This is a genomic window from Stenotrophomonas sp. AS012628 (assembly GCF_010608305.1).
Taxonomy (GTDB): domain Bacteria; phylum Pseudomonadota; class Gammaproteobacteria; order Xanthomonadales; family Xanthomonadaceae; genus Stenotrophomonas; species Stenotrophomonas geniculata.
The window spans coordinates 23,761-44,203 of the sequence record NZ_VMBJ01000035.1; the positions used below are offsets into that span (position 1 = coordinate 23,761).

Annotated in this window: 14 protein-coding genes; 4 read left to right on the plus strand and 10 right to left on the minus strand. The window is 66.6% G+C overall.

Features of this window, described 5'->3' with window-relative positions; translation table 11 throughout:
- Positions 1 to 31 precede the first annotated feature (31 nt).
- Complete coding sequence (gene pilH, locus G5A07_RS15190; protein ID WP_005410644.1) at positions 32 to 403, plus strand: twitching motility response regulator PilH; 372 nt, start codon at positions 32 to 34, stop codon at positions 401 to 403.
- A gap of 88 nt (positions 404 to 491) precedes the next feature.
- Here pilH and G5A07_RS15195 read toward each other — a convergent pair whose 3' ends face one another.
- A complete protein-coding gene (locus G5A07_RS15195) occupies positions 492 to 1,385 on the minus strand; it encodes a DnaJ C-terminal domain-containing protein (protein WP_010482782.1) in 894 nt (297 codons plus the stop codon).
- Between the two features lie 261 nt (positions 1,386 to 1,646).
- On the opposite strand from G5A07_RS15195, the gene G5A07_RS15200 reads away from it, so the two are divergent.
- Both G5A07_RS15200 and G5A07_RS15205 read left to right on the plus strand, forming a co-directional pair.
- Positions 1,647 to 2,129 carry a peroxiredoxin gene (locus G5A07_RS15200; protein WP_049454927.1) on the plus strand — a complete coding sequence of 161 codons (483 nt, stop codon included), beginning with the start codon at positions 1,647 to 1,649 and terminating at the stop codon, positions 2,127 to 2,129.
- 29 nt (positions 2,130 to 2,158) lie between these two features.
- Positions 2,159 to 2,734 (plus strand): ferritin-like domain-containing protein, encoded by a 576-nt coding sequence (locus G5A07_RS15205; protein ID WP_191863542.1) that lies wholly within the window; start codon positions 2,159 to 2,161, stop codon positions 2,732 to 2,734.
- Positions 2,735 to 2,888: 154 nt separating this feature from the next.
- On the opposite strand, the gene pbpC is transcribed toward G5A07_RS15205, so the two are convergent.
- The 9 genes from pbpC to prpB all read right to left on the minus strand — a co-directional run bounded on the left by pbpC (position 2,889) and on the right by prpB (position 18,661).
- Positions 2,889 to 5,270, minus strand: a complete 2,382-nt coding sequence (pbpC, locus tag G5A07_RS15210; protein WP_125438196.1) for a penicillin-binding protein 1C — start codon at positions 5,268 to 5,270, stop codon at positions 2,889 to 2,891.
- Between the two features lie 49 nt (positions 5,271 to 5,319).
- The gene (locus G5A07_RS15215) at positions 5,320 to 10,227 is read right to left on the minus strand and encodes an alpha-2-macroglobulin (RefSeq protein ID WP_191863543.1); all 4,908 of its coding nucleotides are present in this window, start codon (positions 10,225 to 10,227) and stop codon (positions 5,320 to 5,322) included.
- Positions 10,228 to 10,453: 226 nt separating this feature from the next.
- Positions 10,454 to 11,914, minus strand: a complete 1,461-nt coding sequence (locus G5A07_RS15220; RefSeq protein WP_191863544.1) for a bifunctional 2-methylcitrate dehydratase/aconitate hydratase — start codon at positions 11,912 to 11,914, stop codon at positions 10,454 to 10,456.
- A 71-nt stretch (positions 11,915 to 11,985) separates the two neighbouring features.
- Positions 11,986 to 13,164, minus strand: coding sequence for a 2-methylaconitate cis-trans isomerase PrpF (prpF, locus tag G5A07_RS15225; protein ID WP_019338675.1), 1,179 nt, complete (start codon positions 13,162 to 13,164; stop codon positions 11,986 to 11,988).
- Positions 13,165 to 13,187: 23 nt separating this feature from the next.
- Positions 13,188 to 13,514: a type II toxin-antitoxin system RelE/ParE family toxin gene (locus G5A07_RS15230; protein WP_019338676.1), complete on the minus strand. Its 327-nt coding sequence runs from the start codon at positions 13,512 to 13,514 to the stop codon at positions 13,188 to 13,190.
- The gene (locus G5A07_RS15235; RefSeq protein ID WP_019338677.1) at positions 13,501 to 13,758 is read right to left on the minus strand and encodes a type II toxin-antitoxin system ParD family antitoxin; all 258 of its coding nucleotides are present in this window, start codon (positions 13,756 to 13,758) and stop codon (positions 13,501 to 13,503) included. Before G5A07_RS15235 ends, G5A07_RS15230 begins: the two co-directional genes overlap by 14 nt.
- A 99-nt stretch (positions 13,759 to 13,857) precedes the next feature.
- Complete coding sequence (gene acnD, locus G5A07_RS15240) at positions 13,858 to 16,476, minus strand: Fe/S-dependent 2-methylisocitrate dehydratase AcnD (RefSeq protein WP_010482771.1); 2,619 nt, start codon at positions 16,474 to 16,476, stop codon at positions 13,858 to 13,860.
- 97 nt (positions 16,477 to 16,573) lie between these two features.
- Positions 16,574 to 17,731: a 2-methylcitrate synthase gene (gene prpC / locus G5A07_RS15245; protein ID WP_010482770.1), complete on the minus strand. Its 1,158-nt coding sequence runs from the start codon at positions 17,729 to 17,731 to the stop codon at positions 16,574 to 16,576.
- A 36-nt stretch (positions 17,732 to 17,767) separates the two neighbouring features.
- A complete protein-coding gene (prpB, locus tag G5A07_RS15250; RefSeq protein ID WP_191863545.1) occupies positions 17,768 to 18,661 on the minus strand; it encodes a methylisocitrate lyase in 894 nt (297 codons plus the stop codon).
- A 154-nt stretch (positions 18,662 to 18,815) separates the two neighbouring features.
- Between prpB and prpR the strand changes: the two genes are divergently transcribed.
- Positions 18,816 to 20,399: a propionate catabolism operon regulatory protein PrpR gene (gene prpR / locus G5A07_RS15255; protein WP_049410405.1), complete on the plus strand. Its 1,584-nt coding sequence runs from the start codon at positions 18,816 to 18,818 to the stop codon at positions 20,397 to 20,399.
- Positions 20,400 to 20,443 lie beyond the last annotated feature (44 nt).

A 20,443-nucleotide genomic window follows, 5' to 3' on the forward strand; every position in this document is an offset into this window, starting at 1 on the left:
ACTACACTGCGGGCATTACATGGGGAACAACATGGCACGCATTCTGATCGTCGACGACTCACCGTCGCAGCTGTTGGGGATACAGCGCATCGTCGAGAAGCTCGGGCACCAGATCCTGACCGCCACCGATGGCGCCGCCGGGGTCGAAACCGCCAAGGCCGAGCTGCCCGACCTGGTCCTGATGGACGTGGTGATGCCCAACCTCAATGGCTTCCAGGCCACCCGCACCCTCGCCCGCGACGAGGCGACCCGGCACATTCCGGTGATCCTGGTGACCACCAAGGACCAGGACACCGACCGCATGTGGGGCATGCGCCAGGGCGCCAAGGCCTACATCACCAAGCCGTTCTCGGAAGATGAACTGTCCGAGGTGCTGGAACGGGTGTTCGCCGGGCAGGGCTGAAACATTCCGGTGGGTGCCAACCTTGGTTGGCACGCCTTGAACGGCCGAAAGGCGTGTGGACCGAGGTCCACACCCACCAGAATCGATCTCAGATCGTTTCGCCAAACGCCTTGGCCAGGTTCCGATAGGCCTTCTTCTGCGCCTCGTCGGTCGCAGCCGGGGCCACGATCTCGATTTCGACGATCTGGTCGCCGTCCGGGCTGCCAGGAAGGCCACGGCCACGCAGGCGCAGCTTGCGCCCGGCATCGGAATCGGCCGGAATCTTCAGCTCCACCGCACCGCCCAGGGTCGGCACGCTGATGCTGGTCCCCAACGCGGCCTGCCACGGTGTGACCGGCAGCGTATAGAGGATGTTGCGGCCATCGACCTCGAACTGCGGGTGCGCGGCGTATTCCACTTCCAGCAGCAGGTTGCCGCCATGGTTGCCCTGCCCTGCCAGGCGGATCACCTGGCCCGGGCGGATGCCCTTGGGCACGCGCACGTCCAGCTGCTTGCCGTTGACGGTGATGCGCAGGCTGTCACCGTTGTAGGCCGCCTCCAGCGGTACCGACAGCTTGGCGCGGGTATCGCGATTGGGCGCATGGCCCTGGCTGCTGAAGCCCGGCCCCGGACCAGCGCCGCCACCGCCACGCTGGCGCGCGAACAGGCTTTCGAAGAAGTCGCTGAAGCCGCCGTTGGGGCCGCCGCCGCCGAACACTTCCTCGAAATTGAACCCCCCGGCGCCGCCGTAGTTCGGCGGCACGTTGAACTCCTCGCCCGGGCGATAGCCCTGCGCGCGCAGCTGGTCGTAGGCCGCGCGCTTCTCCGGGTCGCGCAGCGCCTCATAGGCCTCGTTGACCGCCTTGAACTTGTCTTCGGCCCCGGCCTCCTTGCTGACGTCCGGGTGGTACTTGCGTGCCAGCCGGCGGTAGGCGGTCTTGATCTCCGCCTCGCCCGCGCTCGGTTCCACCCCCAGGGTGGCGTAGTAATCCTTGAATTCCATCCAGCTACCTCGATTCGCTTCGGCCGCGCCGGTGGCGCCGCCCCGGGTTCATTCTACGCGCCGGCGATGCTACGCCGCCCCTCGTGCGGCCCCGGTGAGGCCGACTGATCCTGCGCAATGCGGCTGCCATCCCCATGCCCCACGCTGTGGCTGGAAGCCCCTGCCGCAAAGCCCGAAGATGGGGCCTGCACGCAGGTTTTCCAATGTCTTGACGCCCCTGTCCCATCCGGCCCACTAGCCTGCCCCAGCAAGGAGTTCCTCATGACCATCCATGTCGGCGACCGCATTCCGGAAGTGACCCTCAAGCGCATCCGCGAGGGCATCGAAACACTCGATACGCATTCGCTGTTCGATGCGCGCAAGGTGGTGCTGTTCGCCGTGCCCGGCGCGTTCACCCCGACCTGCTCGGCGCGCCACCTGCCCGGCTACGTCGAAAAATTCCAGGCATTCCGCCAGCGCGGCATCGACGTCTACTGCATGGCCGTCAACGACCCGTTCGTGATGAAGGCCTGGGCCGCCGACCAGAGCGTGCCCGACGGCCTGCTGATGCTGTCCGACGGCAACGCCGAACTGACTCGCGCGCTCGGCCTGGAACTCGATGCCAGCGCCTCGGGCATGGGCATCCGTTCGCGCCGTTTCGCCCTGTACGTGGTCGATGGCGTGGTGCGTGCGGCCTGGGTCGAACAGCCGGGCCAGTTCGAAGTCTCTTCAGCCGAGTACGTGCTGGAGCACCTGCCCACCTGATCTTCCACCGCAAGAGGAAACGGCCAGCCATGTCCAGCAAGCCAGCCAAAGCCACAAAGCCTGCCGCAAAGGTTCCCGGCATCAGCGACCGCAAGACCCTGCGCGAACGCGCCCGGCGCAACATCGAAGATGGTGCGATCACCGACAGCTACAATGCCGACCGCGAGGCAGTGATCAAGCTGCTCAACGACGCACTGGCCACCGAGTACGTGTGCGTGCTGCGCTACTACCGGCACTACTTCATGGCCAAGGGCATGCTGGCCGACGCGGTCAAGGCCGAGTTCCTGGAGCACGCACAGCAGGAGCAGGCACACGCCGGCAAGCTGGCCGAGCGCATCGTCCAGCTCGGCGGCGAGCCCGATTTCAACCCGGATACGCTGACCGCGCGCTCGCACGCCGAGTACAAGGAAGGCAGCGACCTGCGCGACATGGTGCGCGAGAACCTGGTGGCCGAACGCATTGCCATCGACAGCTACCGCGAGATGATCAACTTCATCGGCGACCGCGACACCACCACCAAACGCATCCTCGAAGAGATCCTGGCGCAGGAAGAAGAACACGCCGACGAATTCGCCGACCTGCTGGATGGCTGGATCGGGGAATAGCGGTTACGCCACACGCTCGCTGCCATCTGCCGCGTTGTAGAGCCGAGCCCATGCTCGGCTTACCGCTGCATGCACGTCGAAGGAGCAGCCGAGCATGGGCTCGGCTCTACAACAGCGTGGCAGTCATACGGGAAGTGCCAACCAAGGTTGGCACCTACCGGAGGACGTTGAACCGTACCTGGGTCCACGCGCCATCTGCCGCCAGAGCGGTCAGGGTGTGTGCTCCCGGATCGGCGAACTCGCGCTGCATCAACTGCGCGCCGTGGGTCTGCGCAATCCAGCGTCCATCCAGCAACCAGTCCACCGCCTGCTCGCTGCCCAGCGCGCGCAGCTGCAGGCGTACGCCATGTTCGGCGTTGGGTGCACGCGCCAGTGCTGCGCCATCATTGAGGCCATCGATGTGCAACGCGACACTGGCCTCACGCCCATCGTCGCGGCAGTCAGGCGATAGCGCTGGCAATTGCGAGGCCTCGCGCGTGGCCTTGGACAACCACGGCGACAACAGCGCCGGCCAGCGAGCGATCTCACGCGCGACTTCCTCATGCGGCAAACGGCAATCAGCGGAGACACGCAGACCGGTCCGCGCATCGGCCAGGTAGCGCTGCCGCCCCGGCTGCCAGCGCCGCGCCTCGCGCTCGGGGAACGTCGGTGGTGCTGCACCGTCCAGCAGGTAGGCCTGCATCCTGCGCTGGCAGAGCGCAGCTGGCAGTCCCTCGGCACGTTCGCCGGTCGGCCAGCAGATGTCTTCCTGGCTGACACTGGCCGGCATTGGCGCAGCAGCGGAATCGCCACGCTGGCGCGGCAGGCTGTCCACCACTTCGAACATCAGCGGCAGTGCGGTAACCGCACCATACTGGCCCGGCAACGGCGTGCCGTCTGGTCGCCCCACCCACACGCCCACTGTGTAGTGACGGGTACTGCCGATGGCCCACGCATCGCGGTACCCGTAACTGGTGCCGGTCTTCCACGCCACACGCGGGCGGCCACCGACATCGAACGTCCCGACGCCATAGCCCGGCCGCGGATTCGATTCCAGCATCTCGCGGACGATCCAGCTTGCGCCGGGCGAAGCGAGGCGCCGCTCGATCATTGGCTCATCGTCGGTGTAACGCACGCGCCCGGCGATGCCATTGCGGTTGAGCGCGGCGAACGCGCCGACCAGGTCTTCCAACCGCGCGCCGGTGCCGCCCAGGATCAGCGACAGATTAGGCGTGCTGCCCGGCGGGAAACGCAGCTGGATGCCGGAGTGCGAAAGCCGCGCAGCAAAGCGCGCCGCGCCTACCCGCTGCAGCAGGTCCACCGAGGGCACGTTGAGCGACAGGCGCAACGCACTGGAAGCGCCGATCGGTCCGTTGAAGGCCATGTCGAAGTTGCCGGGGCGGTAGCTGCCGAAACTCTGCGGCGCATCCACCAGCAGGCTTTCCGAATGGATCAGACCATCGTCCAGCGCCATCGCATACAGGAACGGCTTGAGCGTGGACCCCGGCGAGCGCCAGGCCTGCACCATGTCGACGTGACCCAGCCGCTGGCGGTCGCCAAAGGCCAGCGTGCCGACATAGGCACGCGCCTGCAGGGTCTGGTTGTCGACCACCAGCAGAGCGGCCGAGGTGCGTTCGGGCAGCGTCGAGAAATAGCTGGCCACGCGTTCCTCCAGCGTGCGCTGCAGTCCGATGTCGATGCTGCTCTGGATGCGTGCCTGGCCGGGGTGCGCCGAATGCAGGCGCTGCGCCAGCAGTGCGGCGTGCAGCGGCGGCCGCAGCGAGCGCGCCACTACGTTCTCGACGCGCGCGTCTTCCACTTCTTCCGGTGTCCACGCACCCAGCTCGGCCATGCGTGACAGCACCTTGTCGCGCGCCTTCTGCGCCGCTTCCGGATGGCGGTCCGGGCGCAGCCGGCTTGGCGCCTGCGGCAGCACCGCCAGCAACGCGGCCTCGGCATGCGACAGCTGCGCCGCCGGCTTGCCCAGGTAGGCCCAGCTGGCCGCTTCCACGCCCTCGATGGTGCCGCCGTAAGGCGCGCGCTCCAGATACAGGGCCAGGATCTGCTGCTTGCTCAGATGCACTTCCAGCTGCACCGCGCGCAGCATCTGCTTGAGCTTTCCCCAGGGCGTGCGCGTATGCGGGTCGAGGATGCGGGCAACCTGCATGGTCAGGGTCGAGCCACCGGACACGATGCGGCCGCCGCGCAGCAACTGGCCGCTGGCACGCAGGATCGCCAGTGGGTTGATGCCAGGATGGCGCCAGAACCAGCGGTCTTCGTAGGTCAGCAACGCCTGCAGGTACAGCGGCGAGACGCTGTCGATCGAAGCCGGATAGCGCCACACGCCCTCGGCATCGGCAAAGGCACGCAGCGGCGTGCCGTCGGCGGCCACCACCAGGGTGCTGGTATCACGCTGCTTTGGCAGCGGCGGCGGGAAAGCGAAGTCCAGCACCAGCAGCAGCGCCAGCGAGGCGGCCGTGCCCCAGCGCAACCACGGCCACAGCGGCCGCAGCCGGCGGCGCAGGGCCGCCAGCCGGGTCTTCATTGCGTCGTTCATTGCGAATTGCCATCAGGACGGGCCGCGCCGTCGCGGCCCGTCCGCGCGGTCACGGCTGTACCACCGTGATCGTGGTCGGGTTGCTGCGGCCGACGCCGCGCAGCTGCGGCCGGTACATGTCCTCCACCAGCGGCGGCGGCACCGAGTAGGTTCCCGGGGTCACCGCGCGTACCAGGTAGAACACGTTGGCCTTGCTGCCACGCGACAGCTTCAGCGCGGCCACGTAGCGGTCGTCGCGGAACTCTTCGTGCTTGGTATCGGCCGCTTCACTGCGGTCGCTGATGGTGATGCCATCGACCACCACGTCGGCCCACTGCTTGGCGTCGCCCAGGTTGAAGTTCTCGATCTCCAGGCCGGCCGGCAGCAGGTCGGTCAGCAGTGCATCAGGCATCGTGGTGTCGGCAGTGACGGTGACGCGCACGATCAGCGCTTCACCTTCCTTCAGCGGGCGCGGCGTCCACGGCTTGCCATCGGTGCCGAAGTAGCTGCGTTCAACACCCAGCACGCTGTTGTCCGGTGCCGGCGCGCTGCGCGGGATGCCGGCCACGTCGATGCTGGCGAACATCGGCGGCTGGCCCTGCGGGGTGAAGCGCACGCCGCTGGCCAGTTCGCTGCCGGTGAAGTTGCGGCCGAACAGCTTGCGCTCGCCGATGGCTTCGCTGTTGCCGCCGATCACCAGTTCACCGGCCACCAGTGCCTTCTGGTTGGCGGCCAGGGCCTTGCCGAGGCGGGCAATCGCCACCTGCTCCTGGGTGCTCAGCCACATCCAGCCGGCATTGCGGCGGGCATCCAGGCCACGGCCGAGATCGACCGCACGTGCGTCCCAGGCGGGCTTGGCCAGCTTGTTCTCGTGCGTCAGCGCGATCATCAGTGCGTCATCGCGGATCGCGCTGCCGTAGTCGCCGAAGTACGACGGGCGCTCGCTGCTGGACTTGGCGAACGCCGCCGCCAGTGCCGCCTGGCCACGCTTGGCATCACCCTGCAGTGACAGCGCCACGCCCAGGTGGACCAGCGACAGGCCACCGACCGCCTTGCTGCGCTCGTTGTCGTACAGCGTGCGCAGGGTACCCAGCGGCGCCCGGTTGACCCGGGCCAGCACATAGCCCGAATACGCCTGGTTGGCGAACTTCAGCTTCTCGCGGTCATCCTGGCCGTAGAACTGATTGCCACCGGACAGCAGGTCCTCACTGAGGCGGTTGAGTGCCTTCTGCAGTACGTTGTCGGGCACCGCGAAGCCGGCGTCCTTGGCATCGAGCAGGAACTCGGTGATGTACGGGGTCAGCCACGGGTTCACGTAGCCGTCGTCACCCCACATCGAGAAGTTGCCGTTGGCCACCTGCATCGACGCCAGGCGACCGAACGCGCCTTCCATGCGCTCGCGGCGGGTCTTGGCATCCAACCCGTCAGCCCCGAGCATCGACGACGTCGCCTGGTCCAGGATCAGTGCGGCGTAGCCCTTGCTGGTGGTCTGCTCGGCGCAGCCGTATGGGTAGTTCAACGCGCCCTGCAGGGCACTGGCGAACGGGATTGGCGGCAGCGGGCTGACCAGCAGGCGCGCGTTCACCGACTCGGCCATCAGGCCGTCGGTCAGGCTGTTGTCGAGGCTGACCGCGGCCAGTGGATCCAGCGTGCGTACCTGCGAGCGCAGCACCTGCGGCCACGCCGCACGCACCGGCAGCTCGTAGCGGCGGTCGGCCTTGAATCCGTTGCCGTCCACCCGCACCCGCACCTTGGCTACGCTGTGGCCCTCACGCGCGGACAGCGGGAAACTCAGCGTGGTCTTGGCATCGGCATTCAACTGCACGCTGCGGCTGCCCTCACCCAGGTTCAACGGGCCCTCGCTTTCCACCTTCACGTTGAACTGCCCCGGCTTGCCGGTGAAGTTCTGCACGTCCAGGGTCACGGTGCTGCGGTCGCCCGGGGCCAGGACGCGCGGCATGCTGGCTTCGGCCAGGATCGGCGCGCGCACCACGGTCTCCACATCGCGCTTGCCGTACTGGTCATCGCTGTAGACCAGCGCCGATACGCGCAGGGTGCCGTTGAAGTCCGGCACCTTCAGGCGGATGCGGGCGATGCCCTTGGCATCCAGCTGCACCGGGCCGGAGAACAGGTCCACGGTCTGCACGCGTGCGGTCGGGCGCTTGGCCTGCGGCAGCGCCTGCAGCGCCATGTCGCCACCAAACTTCAGCTTGCCGCTGCCGCCATCGAAGCTCTCGATCACCCGGCTGTAGATGTCGTAGGCATCGATGCCGAGGCGACGCTGGGCGAAGAAGTGCGCGCCGGCGTCGGGCACCGGGAAGCGGGTGATGTTGAGGATGCCTACATCCACCGCCGAGACGGTGACGTGCGCCATCTTGCCCGCCAGCTGCGGTGCACTGACCGTCACCGGCAGGTCCTGCTCCGGCCGCATCTGCTTGGGCGCAGCCAGGCCAACCGCCACGGTGCGGCCCTTGCGGTCCATCGGAACGTGCACCACACCCACAGCACGGGCCGGGGTGATCTTGCTCGGCGCACTGCCGCCACGGAACACCAGCGCGGTGATGTACACGTCGTGGCGTTCCCAGTCGGCGGTGACCGGAATCTTGAAGGTCGACCCCGGCTTGGCGTCGATGCCCTGCACGTACAGCATGCGGTCGGTCTCGACCATCAGGATGCCCTTGCCGGCGTGCGGCGGGGTCACCGTCACCTCGAGCGTGTCGCCTGCCTTGTAGCCGGTCTTGTCCAGGCCCAGCTTGATCTTGTCAGGGCGCGCGTCCAGGCCGCGGTTGTCATCACCCCAGCTCCAGCCCGCACGGAACGGATAGCGGCTGGTCAGGCCGGTGGACGGATCGAACACGTCCACCCGGTACTCGCCCCACTCCACCGGGAAATCAAAGGCCACCGCGCTGCCGCCGGCATCGACGGTGCGCGTTTCCTTGTTCTCGAAACGGCGGGTGAAGTCGTAGTCCCAGCGGTTGTCGTTGAAGGTCCAGTGGTAGTCGCGCAGTTCGCGCACCAGGGTGATCTTCAGGCCCTTGGCCGGCTGCGGCTTGCCCGCTGCATCCACGCGCATCAGCTCGAAGCGCGCATTGCCGTTGGCATCGGCACCGTCTTCGGGATTGAACAGCGGGCGCACGCCCACCAGCGCATTGGCCGGCCACATCACCCGCTTCAAGGTGCGGGTGACGGTACGGCCGCCGGTCTCGTACAGGCTGCCGGACAGCACCACTGCAATCGGTGCCTTGGCCTTGGTCGCCTCCTCCGGCAATGCCACATCCTCGCGCAGCTGGCCGTTGGCCGGCAGCGTGGTGTCGATCACGTCCTTGGCTTCGCGCGGCAGCTGCAGGGTCGGGTCACCGAAGAAGTAGCCCGGCAGGCCCTCCACCGGCTGCTGCTCGGCCGCCACTGCCATGCGCGCGGTGAAGCGGTTGCCATCGGCCGGCGCACCATACAGGTAGGCACCATTGGCCTGCAGGCGCAGGTCCTCACCCGGCTTCAGCGTCTTCTGCGCGCTGTCCAGATCCAGCTTCATGCGCTCGGGCAGGAACTCCTCGATGCGCAGGGTCATGCCCTGGATCGCCTCCTTGCTGGCCGGGTCGGTGCGGAACTCGATCTGCCAGCGCCCGGTCGGCGCCTCGGCGGGGATCACCTGCTCGAAATTGATGTAGCCCTGGTCACCCGGCTGCAGGCGGGTCTCGCGGAAAGTCTTGCCGTCGGGCTGCTTCAGGCGCAGGAACACCGGTTGCGCCTTGACCGGCTTGCCATCGTTGTCACGCAGCAGCGCGGACAGGCGCACGGTCTCGCCCGGGCGGTACAGGTCGCGGCCGGACCAGGCGTAGACGTCGAACCAGGCATTGTCACGGCCGGCCACGGCGAATTCGCTCAGGTCCAGCGCCGGCTGGTTGAACGGCAGGAAGCTGGTGTCCTTGCCAGTGCTGGCGACCAGCACGTGGGTGGCATCCAGCGTGTAGTTCAGCAGCGCATTGCCGTTGCCGTCGGTGCTGCCCTTCAGCACCACCTCGCCCTTGGCATCGAGAACCCGCAGGTCGATGCCCTTCAGCGGTGCGCCGTCCTTGAGGCCGGCGGTGTGCACGAACAGCTTGTCCTTGTAGGCGCGGGTATGCAGGCCGATGTCGCTGACCGAGAAGAACGCGGTATCGAACTCGCCCTCGTAGTCACCGGTGCGCTTGAGCAGGGCGAAGTACAGGCCCGGCTCCTGCAGTTCCTTGATGTCCTGGGTCGGCAGGTAGGTCAGCACCCGCTCGTTCTGCTTGCCACCCAGGATGAAGCGGTTGACGTAGACCGGCTCGGCCAGCTTGTTGATCGGGCTGCGCTCGTAGTCGCTGCTCAGCTCCCAGCTGCCACGGCGGCCTCCGCGCTGGTACTGGCTGAAGAAGGTCGGCAGGTCCTTCTCGCGCACGCGCAGGAACTCGACGTCGACCTCCGGCACGTTCACCGACACCACCGGCAGGCCACGGCTGTCCTTGGCCGGCAGCACGCTGCCCTGCGAAGCGAAGCCGACCACCGGCTTCAGCTCGCCGCTGAACACCTTCTGCTTCAGTTCCTTGCCCAGGCGGCTGCCATCGGCGGCCAGCAGATCCGGCGAAACCACCAGGCTGAACTCCTTGCCGGCCTCGACGAACGGGTAACGCAGGGTCAGGCCGTCATCGGACAGCGTCCAGCTGCTGTCGTCAGTGCCGACCTTTTCCTCGAAGCGCACCAGTTTGTCGAAATCCTGGGTGCCGACCAGCGGGCGCGAGAACTCCAGCGCCAGCGACAAGCCGTCATTCTTCTGGTCCGGGTAGGCACGCAGCAGGGTGAACTCCTTCACCTGCTCGGCCTTGGTGGTGATGGCTTCACCGCTGGCCTTGGGCAGCTGCCCGCTGTCGTTGCGGCAGCCGGCCAGACCCAGCAACAGGCCTCCTGCCAGTACCGCCGCCGCCCATCCCCACCGCTTCCGCCGTGCCGGACCGCTCATGTCGTCACTCCTTGATCGAGGTGGTCATTATAGGCAGGCCGCGTCAAGGTGTTGACGCGGATTCGGCAAGTGCCCCGGGTGCGGGTAGTGCCGGCCGCTGGCCGGCAGTCCGGTAGTCGCCAACCTTGGTTGGCGTCGGCCGTGCCAACCAAGGTTGGCACCTACCAAAGCGAGCCGAGCCATGGGCCTGGCAAGCAGACGTGGCGTCAGATCCACCAAAGCGTTGCTACCCCGGCAGGTACAGGTCCACGTAGTCGGTCACCGGCATCGCCGCCAGCGCCACCGGGTCCAGCGATGCCGCCCAGATGCGCTGCTGCTGGGCGGTCGGGAAGCGATGGGCCAGGTGCCGGCGGAACTTGTCCATCAGCAGCGGAATGCCTTCCTCGCGGCGCCGGGCGTGGCCGAGCGGGTATTCCACCAGTACCTCGGGCAGCTCGCTGCCGTCGGTAAAGCGCACGCTCAGGCCGTTGGCGATGCTGCGCTTGTCCGGATCCAGATAATCCGCGCTGAGCTGCGGATCCTCATGGCAGGCCATCTTCGCCCGCAGGGCATCGATGCGCGGATCGGCGGCAACGTCGTCCTCGTAATCCTCGGCCACCAGCCGCCCGTGCAGCAGCGCGATGGCGACCATGTACTGCACGCAGTGGTCGCGGTCGGCCGGGTTATGCAGCGGGCCCTGCTTGTCGATGATGCGGATACAGGCTTCCTGGGTGCGGATGGCGATATGCGCGATGTCCTCGACCCGCCGCCCCATCGCGCGCAGCTGCTGATGCAGCGTGACCGCCGCCTCCACTGCGGTCTGGCCGTGGAACTCGGCCGGGTAGCTGATCTTGAACAGCACGTTCTCCATCACATAGCTGCCCAGCGGTCGCCCCAGTGTCAGTGCCTGACCGTGCATGGATACGGCCTCGAAACCCCATGTCGGTGCACTCAATACGCTGGGATAGCCCATCTCGCCGCTGGCTGCCATCAGCGCCAGACGCACGCCACGACTGGTCGCATCGCCAGCGGCCCAGCTCTTGCGCGAGCCGGTATTGGGCGCGTGACGGTAGGTTCGCAGCGCCTGGCCATCTATCCAGGCCAGCGACACTGCATTGAGCATGCGTTCGCGATCCAGCCCGAGCAGCTGCGAGACCACCGCGGTGGTGGCCACCTTGACCAGCACCACATGGTCCAGCCCGACGCGGTTGAAGGAATTCTGCAGCGCCAGCACGCCCTGGATCTCGTGCGCCTTGATCATCGCAAGCAGCACGTCGTGCACGGTCGGCGGCGGACGACGCAGGGCCTGCGCGTTGCGCCCCAGCCAGTCAAGGACGGCAAGGATGCCGCCCAGGTTGTCCGATGGATGGCCCCATTCGGCGGCCAGCCAGGTGTCGTTGAAATCGAGCCAGCGCACCATTGCGCCGATGTTGAAGGCGGCCTGCACCGGGTCCAGCACGTAGTGCGTGCCCGGTACGCGCGCGCCGTCGACCACGCTGATGCCCGGCACCAGTGGACCGAGCAGTTTGCTGCAGGCCGGGAAGGACAGCGCTTCCAGGCCGCAGCCCAGCGTATCAAGCAGGCAGTGATGCGCGGTCTGGAACGCCAGCGGTGAGTCGATGCGGGCATCGCGCACATAATCGACGATATCCACCAGCAGTGCATCCCACGCTGCACGCTCGTTGGATGGGGTGTGGTTGTCGGACATCGTCGATCTCCTCGTTGCGGTGCACGGTTGCCCGTGCACCATGCCAACCAAGGCTGGCATCTACCAGAGCACTATTCGGCCGGCACCCGCACCTTGCCGTCCATCAGCACACGGGCGCTGCGGCTCATGATGGCCTTGGTCACTGTCCACTGGCCGTCAACGAGACCAGCCTGCGCACCCACGCGCAACGTGCCCGAGGGATGGCCGAAGGTCACCGCCTCACGTTCGCCGCCACCGGCGGCGCGATTGACCAGGGTACCCGGAATCGCCGCCGCGGTACCGATCGCCACGGCGGCAGTGCCCATCATCGCGTGGTGCAGCTTGCCCATCGACAACGCACGCGCGTGCAGGTCGATGGCCGAGGCCGGGATGGCCTTGCCGCTGGACGACACATAGTCCTGCGCCGGTGCCACGAAGGCCACCTTCGGCGTGTGCTGGCGCGTGGCCGCATCTTCCAGGTTCTTGATCAGCCCCATGCGCAAGGCGCCGTAGGCGCGGATCTTCTCGAAGCGCTCCAGCGCCCCCTTGTCCTCGTTGATCGCAGGCTGCAGTTCGGTGCCGGTGTAGCCCAGGTCGGCCGCATTGAGGAAGATGGTCGGAATGCCGGCGGTGATCATGGTCACCTCGAAACTACCCACGCCCGGCACGTCCAGGGTGTCGACCAGGTTGCCGGTCGGGAACATCGCGCCCGCATCGCCGTCATCGGACGGATCGATGAACTCCAGCTGGATCTCGGCGGCCGGGAAGGTCACGCCATCCAGTTCGAAATCGCCGATTTCCTGCACTTCGCCATCGCGCATCGGCACGTGGGCGATGATGGTCTTGCCGATGTTGGCCTGCCAGATGCGCACGGTGCACAGGCCATCGCGCGGCACGCGGGCGGGATCGATCAGCCCGTTGGCGATCGCGAATGGGCCGACCGCAGTGCTGAGGTTGCCGCAATTGCCGCTCCAGTCGACGAAGGCGGTGTCGATCGAGACCTGGCCGTACAGATAGTCCACGTCGTGGTCTGGCACCGAGGCGGTGGAGATGATCACGCACTTGCTGGTGCTGGAGGTGGCGCCGCCCATGCCATCGGTCTGCTTGCCATAAGGATCGGGCGAGCCGATCACGCGCATCAGCAGTGCATCGCGTGCGGCGCCCGGCGCCTGCGCGGCCTCGGGCAGGTCCTGCAGGCGGAAGAACACGCCCTTGCTGGTGCCGCCGCGCATGTAGGTGGCGGGAATACGGAGTTGCGGGAGGAAGGTCATCGTCGGATCCACGCGTTTGGATTTCAGGAAATGTCTTGCATCAGTGCGTCAAGACCACGATCAACGCACCACACACGCATGATGTCCACGCGGTCCGGTAGATCGAGGTAATAGACGAGGTACCGTTCGAAGCCCGGAACCAGCATGAACCGCAACGGCACCGGCAGCTGTGCTGCGAGGTCGGCGTGCCGGGTGGAACCCGAGCCTGGAAATACCGCGATGCGTTGAAGCGTGGCCTCCAACTCGGCGAGAAAGCGCCGACCCAGTATCAGCCCACCCTGCCGTGCGAACCACAGCGCGGCATCGGCTGCGTCGGCTTCGGCCCTGGGTCGCCATTCAATCGCCTTCACGCTCCATCCTTTCGGTCAGTTCACGACGCATGCGCTCGAATGTGTCGGCCGTCACCGGGACGCCAGGCCCAGAAGCCAGCCCCTCGGCAATCAGCTGCTTGAGCAGTTCTTCGGCCTTGCTGCGCTGGCGCTGGCGGATCAGGTCACGCACGTAGTCCGACGTACTGGAATAGCCGCCTTCACGCACTTCCTCGTCCACGAACTGCTTGAGCGGGTCGGTCAGCGAAATGTTCATGGTGGCCATGAGACTCTCCATTGGCAGTTTTTGCCAAGTCAGTGTGCGCCCTGCCCAGGTGTCGGACAAGCCCGCCCCCGGCCTCCGGGGCAGGCATTCAGGCCGGTATCACGCCACCTTGGCGCCTTCCAGGAAATCCTGGGCAAAGCGCTGCAGCACGCCGCCGGCTTCGTAGATCGCCACTTCCTCGTCACTGTCCAGGCGGCAGGTGACCGGCACGATCAGGTCCTGGCCGTCGCGGCGGTGGATGACCAGGGTCAGGTCGGCGCGCGGGGTGCGCTCGCCCACCACGTCGAAGGTCTCGGTGCCATCGATGCCCAGGGTCAGGCGGGTGGTGCCCGGCTTGAACTCCAGCGGCAGCACGCCCATGCCGATCAGGTTGGTACGGTGGATGCGTTCGAAGCCCTCGGCCACGATCGCTTCCACGCCGGCCAGGCGAACGCCCTTGGCGGCCCAGTCGCGCGAGCTGCCCTGGCCGTAGTCGGCACCGGCAATGATGATGAGCGGCTGCTTGCGCTCCATGTAGGTCTCGATCGCTTCCCACATGCGCATCACCTTGCCTTCCGGCTCCACGCGCGCCAGCGAACCCTGCTTCACGCTGCCATCGTCGTTGCGCACCATCTCGTTGAACAGCTTCGGATTGGCGAAGGTGGCGCGCTGCGCAGTCAGGTGATCACCGCGATGCGTGGCATAGGAATTGAAGTCCTCTTCCGGCAGGCCCATCTTCGCCAGGTACTCGCCGGCGGCGCTGGAGGCCAGGATCGCGTTGGACGGCGACAGGTGGTCAGTGGTGATGTTGTCCGGCAGCACCGCCAGCGCGCGCATGCCGGCCAGCGTGCGCTCACCGGCCAGTGCGCCCTCCCAGTACGGCGGACGGCGGATGTAGGTGCTCTGCGGGCGCCAGTCGTACAGCGGGCTGACCGCGGCACCGTTCTCCACGCGCACGTTGAACATCGGGTTGTAGACCTTGCGGAACTGCTCGGGCTTCACCGAGGCCTTCACCACCGCGTCGATCTCGGCATCGCTCGGCCAGATGTCCTTCAGGCGCACCTCGTTGCCATCGGCGTCCACGCCCAGCACGTCCTTCTCGATATCAAAGCGGACGGTGCCGGCGATGGCATAGGCGATCACCAGCGGCGGCGACGCCAGGAAAGCCTGCTTCGCATACGGGTGGATGCGGCCATCGAAGTTGCGGTTGCCCGACAGCACGGCCGTGGCGTACAGGTCCCGGTCGATGATCTCCTGCTGGATGGCCGGATCGAGCGCGCCGCTCATGCCGTTGCAGGTGGTGCAGGCGAAGGCGACGATGCCGAAGCCCAGCTTTTCCAGGTCCGGCAGCAGGCCGGCCTCTTCCAGGTACAGCTGCACCGCCTTCGAGCCGGGCGCCAACGAGGACTTCACCCACGGCTTGCGGAGCAGGCCACGTTCATTGGCCTTGCGCGCCAGCAGTGCGGCGGCGATCACGTTGCGCGGGTTGGAGGTGTTGGTGCAGCTGGTGATGGCGGCGATGATCACCGCGCCATCCGGCATCAGGCCCTGCGCCTGCTCGGCCTTGCCCGCTGCCAGCTTGGCCTCGTCGGCGATGCCGCGCTCGGCCAGCTCTGAAGTGGCGACGCGCTTGTGCGGGTTGGACGGGCCCGCCATGTTGCGCACCACGCTGGACAGGTCGAAGCGCAGCACGCGCTCGTACTGCGCGGTGGCCAGGTCGTCGGCCCACAGGCCTGTGGTGCGTGCATAGTTTTCCACCAGCGCCACCTGCGATTCCTCGCGACCGGTCAGGCGCAGGTAATCGGTGGTCTGTGCGTCGATGTAGAACATCGCGGCGGTGGCACCGTATTCGGGGCACATGTTGGAGATGGTGGCGCGGTCACCGATGGTCAGTGCCGCAGCACCCTCGCCGAAGAATTCAAGCCAGGCTCCGACCACGCGCTCCTTGCGCAGGAACTCGGTCAGGGCCAGCACCACGTCGGTGGCGGTGATGCCCGGCTGCGGGCGGCCACTCAGTTCGACACCGACGGTGTCGGGCAGGCGCATCCACGACGCGCGGCCCAGCATCACGTTCTCTGCTTCCAGGCCGCCAACACCAATTGCGATCACGCCCAGTGCATCCACGTGCGGGGTGTGACTGTCGGTGCCCACGCAGGTATCCGGGAAGGCCACGCCGTCCTGCACGTAGACCACCGGCGACATCTTCTCCAGGTTGATCTGGTGCATGATGCCGTTGCCCGGCGGAATCACGTCCACGTTCTCGAAGGCCAGTTTGGTCCAGTCGATGAAGTGGAAACGGTCTTCATTGCGACGATCTTCGATCGCGCGGTTCTTCTCGAACGCCTGCGGATCGAAACCGCCACACTCCACCGCCAGCGAGTGATCGACGATCAGCTGCACCGGCACCACCGGATTGACCTTGGCCGGGTCGCCGCCCTTGTCGGCGATCGCATCGCGCAACCCGGCCAGATCGACCAGTGCGGTCTGGCCGAGGATGTCGTGGCACACCACGCGCGCCGGGAACCACGGGAAATCGAGGTCGCGACGGCGCTCGATCAGCTGCTTCAGCGAATCGCTGAGCGTGGCCGGATCGCAGCGGCGCACCAGGTTCTCGGCCAGCACGCGCGAGGTGTACGGCAGGGTGGCGTAGGCGCCGGGCTGGATCGCATCGACAGCGGCACGCGCGTCGAAATAGTCCAGCGCGCTGCCGGGGAGGTTCTTGCGGTAATCGGTATTCATGGGCTGGCGGAGTGCTTGAGGCGGGCCGGGTGCCGGCGGTGCGGCGGCGAAAGCATCCGGCCGGCACGCGGCCGGCCGGATGGGTACAGCAGGTGGATCAGACGCGCTTGTCGATGGCGACGAAGTCGCGGTCTTCCGGACCGATGTAGTTGGCGCTCGGGCGGATGATCTTGCCGTCGATGCGCTGCTCGACGATGTGCGCGCTCCAGCCGGCGGTGCGGGCGATCACGAACAGCGGGGTGAACATCGCGGTCGGCACGCCCATCATGTGGTAGCTGACGGCGCTGAACCAGTCCAGGTTCGGGAACATCTTCTTGATGTCCCACATCACCGATTCCAGGCGCTCGGCGATGTCGTACATCTTCATGCTGGACTGTTCTTCGGACAGCTCGCGGGCCACGTCCTTGATCACCTTGTTGCGCGGATCGGAGACGGTGTAGACCGGGTGGCCGAAACCGATCACCACTTCCTTGCGCTCGACGCGGGCCTTGATGTCTTCCTCGGCCTCATCGGGGGTGTCGTAGCGCTTCTGCACTTCGAACGCCACTTCGTTGGCGCCACCGTGCTTCGGACCGCGCAGGGCACCAATGCCACCACAGATCGCGCTGTACATGTCACTGCCGGTACCGGCGATGACACGGCAGGTGAAGGTCGAGGCGTTGAACTCGTGTTCCGCATACAGGATCAGCGAGGTGTGCATCGCCTTCACCCACGACTCCTGCGGCTTCTCGCCGTGCAGCAGGTGCAGGAAGTGGCCACCGATCGAGTCGTCATCGGTTTCCACATCGATGGCGCGGCCGTTATGGCTCCAGTGGTACCAGTACAGCAGCATCGAACCGAGGCAGGCCATCAGCTTGTCGGCGATGTCGCGCGCACCCGGATGGTTGTGGTCGTCCTTCTCCGGCGCCACGCAGCCGAGCACGGACACGCCGGTGCGCATCACGTCCATCGGGTGTGCCGACGGCGGCAACTCTTCCAGCGCGGCCTTCACCGCAGCCGGGATGCCACGCAGCGACTTCAGCTTGGCCTTGTACGAAACCAGCTCGGCGCGGGTCGGCAGCTTGCCGTGCACCAGCAGGTAGGCGATTTCCTCGAACTCGCTGGTGTTGGCCAGGTCCAGGATGTCGTAGCCACGGTAGTGCAGGTCGTTGCCACTGCGGCCCACGCTGCACAGCGCGGTGTTGCCGGCAGCGGTGCCGGACAGGGCGACGGACTTCTTCGGCTTGAAGGTCGGGGTTGCGGTCGTATCGTTCATGTTTCCCTCCGAAAACTTGATGGTGCAGGGTACTGCTTATTTCTTGGCGGCGAACAGTGCATCGAGCTGCTGCTCGAACGCGTGGTAGCCGATGCGGTCGTAGAGTTCTTCGCGGGTCTGCATGGTCTCCACCACATTGCGCTGATGACCATCGCGGCGCACCGCCTGGTAGACGTTCTCGGCGGCCTTGTTGGCGGCGCGGAAAGCCGACAGCGGGAACAGCTGGATGGCAACACCGGCCGACGCCAGTTCATCGCGACTGAACAGCGGGGTGGCGCCGAACTCGGTGATGTTGGCCAGCACCGGCACCTTCACCGCGTCGACGAAGCGGCGGTAGGTCTCCAGGTCGTAGGCGGCCTCGGCAAAGATGCCATCGGCACCGGCCTCGACGCAGGCGATGGCGCGCTCGATGGCCTTGTCCACGCCGTCCACCTGGATGGCGTCGGTGCGCGCGATCAGGAAGAAGTCCGGATCGGTCCTGGCATCGGCGGCCGCCTTCACGCGGTCGACCATTTCACCCTGCGACACGATCTCCTTGCCCGGACGGTGACCGCAGCGCTTGGCGCCAACCTGGTCCTCGATGTGGCAGGCGGCCGCGCCGGCCTTGATCAGCGACTTCACGGTGCGCGCGATGTTGAACGCACTCGGGCCGAAGCCGGTATCGATGTCGACCATCAGCGGCAGGTCGCAGACATCGGTGATGCGGCGCACGTCCACCAGCACGTCTTCCAGGGTGTTGATGCCCAAGTCCGGCAGGCCCAGCGAGCCGGCGGCAACACCGCCACCAGACAGGTAGATGGCGCGGAAGCCGGCGCGCTTGGCCAGCAGGGCGTGGTTGGCGTTGATCGCGCCGATCACCTGCAGCGGCGATTCGGCAGCCAGCGCCTCACGGAAGCGGGCACCGGCAGAGAAAGGAGTGGAAGCGGTCATGCGGCAATCCAGGTTGGAGAACGTGTGTGTAGGCGCAAACACCATGCCAACCTGCAAGCGCTTGATTTCACGGGCATGACTGACCCGCATCAGTGAAACATATGAAACACTGAAACAGATGTATCATGAAACACCCTTCCCGGTCCGAGCCACCATGTATCTGCCCCGCTCGCCCCTGCGCCACACCGATGCCGACCCCGGCCGCCCGGTGATCTGGACGGTCAGTGTCTCGCGGCTGACCGGCCTGCTCGGCGACGTCATTCCCGAGTTCGACCGCCGCGCGCGCATCGAACAGATCAACCTCGGCTTCGAGGAAGCGGTGGATGTGATCGGGCAGCGCCTGCGCCGTGAGCATTGCGACGTGGTGATCGCCGGTGGCTCCAACGCGGCCTGGCTGCGCGGCCGGCTGGAGCTGCCGCTGGTGCCGATCCAGGCCAACGGCTTCGACCTGATGGAAGCGCTGGCCCGGGCACGACGGATCGCCAGCCGCATCGGCCTGGTCACCCACGCCAGCGACGTACCGGTGTTCAGCAACTTCCAGCAGAGTTTCGGCCTGGATATCGAGCATCGCCGTTTCGTCACCCGCGAGGATGCGCGCGACTGCATTGCCGACCTGCGCGCCAATGGCATCGAAGTGATCGTCGGCACCGGCATGGCCATCGATCACGCCGAACAGGCCGGCCTGCCCGGCGTGCTGCTGTACTCGGCCGACTCGGTGCGGCAGGCGTTCGAACATGCGCTGGAACTGACCCAGACGCTGGCCCGCTCCAGTGGCAACCGATCCACCCCACGCCGGCGCCCGGCAGTACGTGGCGACGCGCATGAACTGCTCGGCGACAGCGATGCGATGGCACAGGTACGCGCACAGATTGCGCTCTATGCACCGCACGACAGCACCGTGCTGGTCAGTGGCGAAACCGGCACCGGCAAGGAACTGGTCGCGCGCCAGCTGCACGCCGTAAGTGGTCGTCGTGGGCGTTTCGTCGCGCTGAACTGCGGTGCGATCAGCGAATCGCTGCTGGAGGCAGAACTGTTCGGCTACAGCGATGGTGCCTTCACCGGCGCACGTCGCGGCGGACGCGTCGGCCTGGTTGAAGCCGCAGACGGGGGCACCTTGTTCCTGGATGAGATCGGCGAGCTGCCGCTGCCGTTGCAGACCCGCCTGCTACGGGTGTTGGAAGAACGTGAAGTGCTGCGCGTGGGTGCCACCGAACCGACGCCGGTCGACCTGCGCGTGGTAGCCGCCACGCTGCAATCGCTGGAGCAGCGCGCAGCAGCAGGCAGCTTCCGTCGCGATCTGTATTACCGCTTGGCAGCGCTGCGCATTGCCCTGCCCTCGCTGCGTGCCCGGCGCGGTGACATCCCGTTGCTGGCGCAGCACTTCTTCCGCCAGCTGCGTGGCATTGACGCACCACTGGATGAGGATGCACTGGCGGTACTGACCACGGCCGAGTGGCCCGGCAACGTGCGTGAACTACGCAATCTGGTGGATCGCCTGCGCATCCACTGGCAGCCGGCTGAAGGGCCTATTGATGCTTCGCGACTGCTGCAGCTTGCGCCCGAGCTGGCAAGCGAAGGCGCGACGGCACTGCCGCTGGAAAGTAACGGCAAACGCCCGCCGCGTGCGCAGCTGGAAGCATTGCTGCAGGAACATCGCAATGACCGCGAGGGCATGGCACAGGCGCTGGGCGTATCACGCACCACGCTATGGCGCTGGCTGCGCGCGGAGGGTCTGTAGAGCCGAGCCCATGCTCGGCTGCTTCTGCAGGGACAACAGCCGAG

What these genes read in the sequence shown, in the direction of transcription:
- pbpC (WP_125438196.1), bottom strand. Translation starts at nt 5,270, where the DNA reads ATGAACGACGCAATGAAGACCCGGCTGGCGGCCCTGCGCCGCCGGCTG.
- pilH (WP_005410644.1), top strand. Translation starts at nt 32, where the DNA reads ATGGCACGCATTCTGATCGTCGACGACTCACCGTCGCAGCTGTTGGGG.
- G5A07_RS15195 (WP_010482782.1), bottom strand. Translation starts at nt 1,385, where the DNA reads ATGGAATTCAAGGATTACTACGCCACCCTGGGGGTGGAACCGAGCGCG.
- G5A07_RS15205 (WP_191863542.1), top strand. Translation starts at nt 2,159, where the DNA reads ATGTCCAGCAAGCCAGCCAAAGCCACAAAGCCTGCCGCAAAGGTTCCC.
- G5A07_RS15235 (WP_019338677.1), bottom strand. Translation starts at nt 13,758, where the DNA reads ATGGCCACCATGAACATTTCGCTGACCGACCCGCTCAAGCAGTTCGTG.
- prpB (WP_191863545.1), bottom strand. Translation starts at nt 18,661, where the DNA reads ATGACCGCTTCCACTCCTTTCTCTGCCGGTGCCCGCTTCCGTGAGGCG.
- prpC (WP_010482770.1), bottom strand. Translation starts at nt 17,731, where the DNA reads ATGAACGATACGACCGCAACCCCGACCTTCAAGCCGAAGAAGTCCGTC.
- prpF (WP_019338675.1), bottom strand. Translation starts at nt 13,164, where the DNA reads ATGACCTTCCTCCCGCAACTCCGTATTCCCGCCACCTACATGCGCGGC.
- acnD (WP_010482771.1), bottom strand. Translation starts at nt 16,476, where the DNA reads ATGAATACCGATTACCGCAAGAACCTCCCCGGCAGCGCGCTGGACTAT.
- G5A07_RS15200 (WP_049454927.1), top strand. Translation starts at nt 1,647, where the DNA reads ATGACCATCCATGTCGGCGACCGCATTCCGGAAGTGACCCTCAAGCGC.
- prpR (WP_049410405.1), top strand. Translation starts at nt 18,816, where the DNA reads ATGTATCTGCCCCGCTCGCCCCTGCGCCACACCGATGCCGACCCCGGC.
- G5A07_RS15215 (WP_191863543.1), bottom strand. Translation starts at nt 10,227, where the DNA reads ATGAGCGGTCCGGCACGGCGGAAGCGGTGGGGATGGGCGGCGGCGGTA.
- G5A07_RS15220 (WP_191863544.1), bottom strand. Translation starts at nt 11,914, where the DNA reads ATGTCCGACAACCACACCCCATCCAACGAGCGTGCAGCGTGGGATGCA.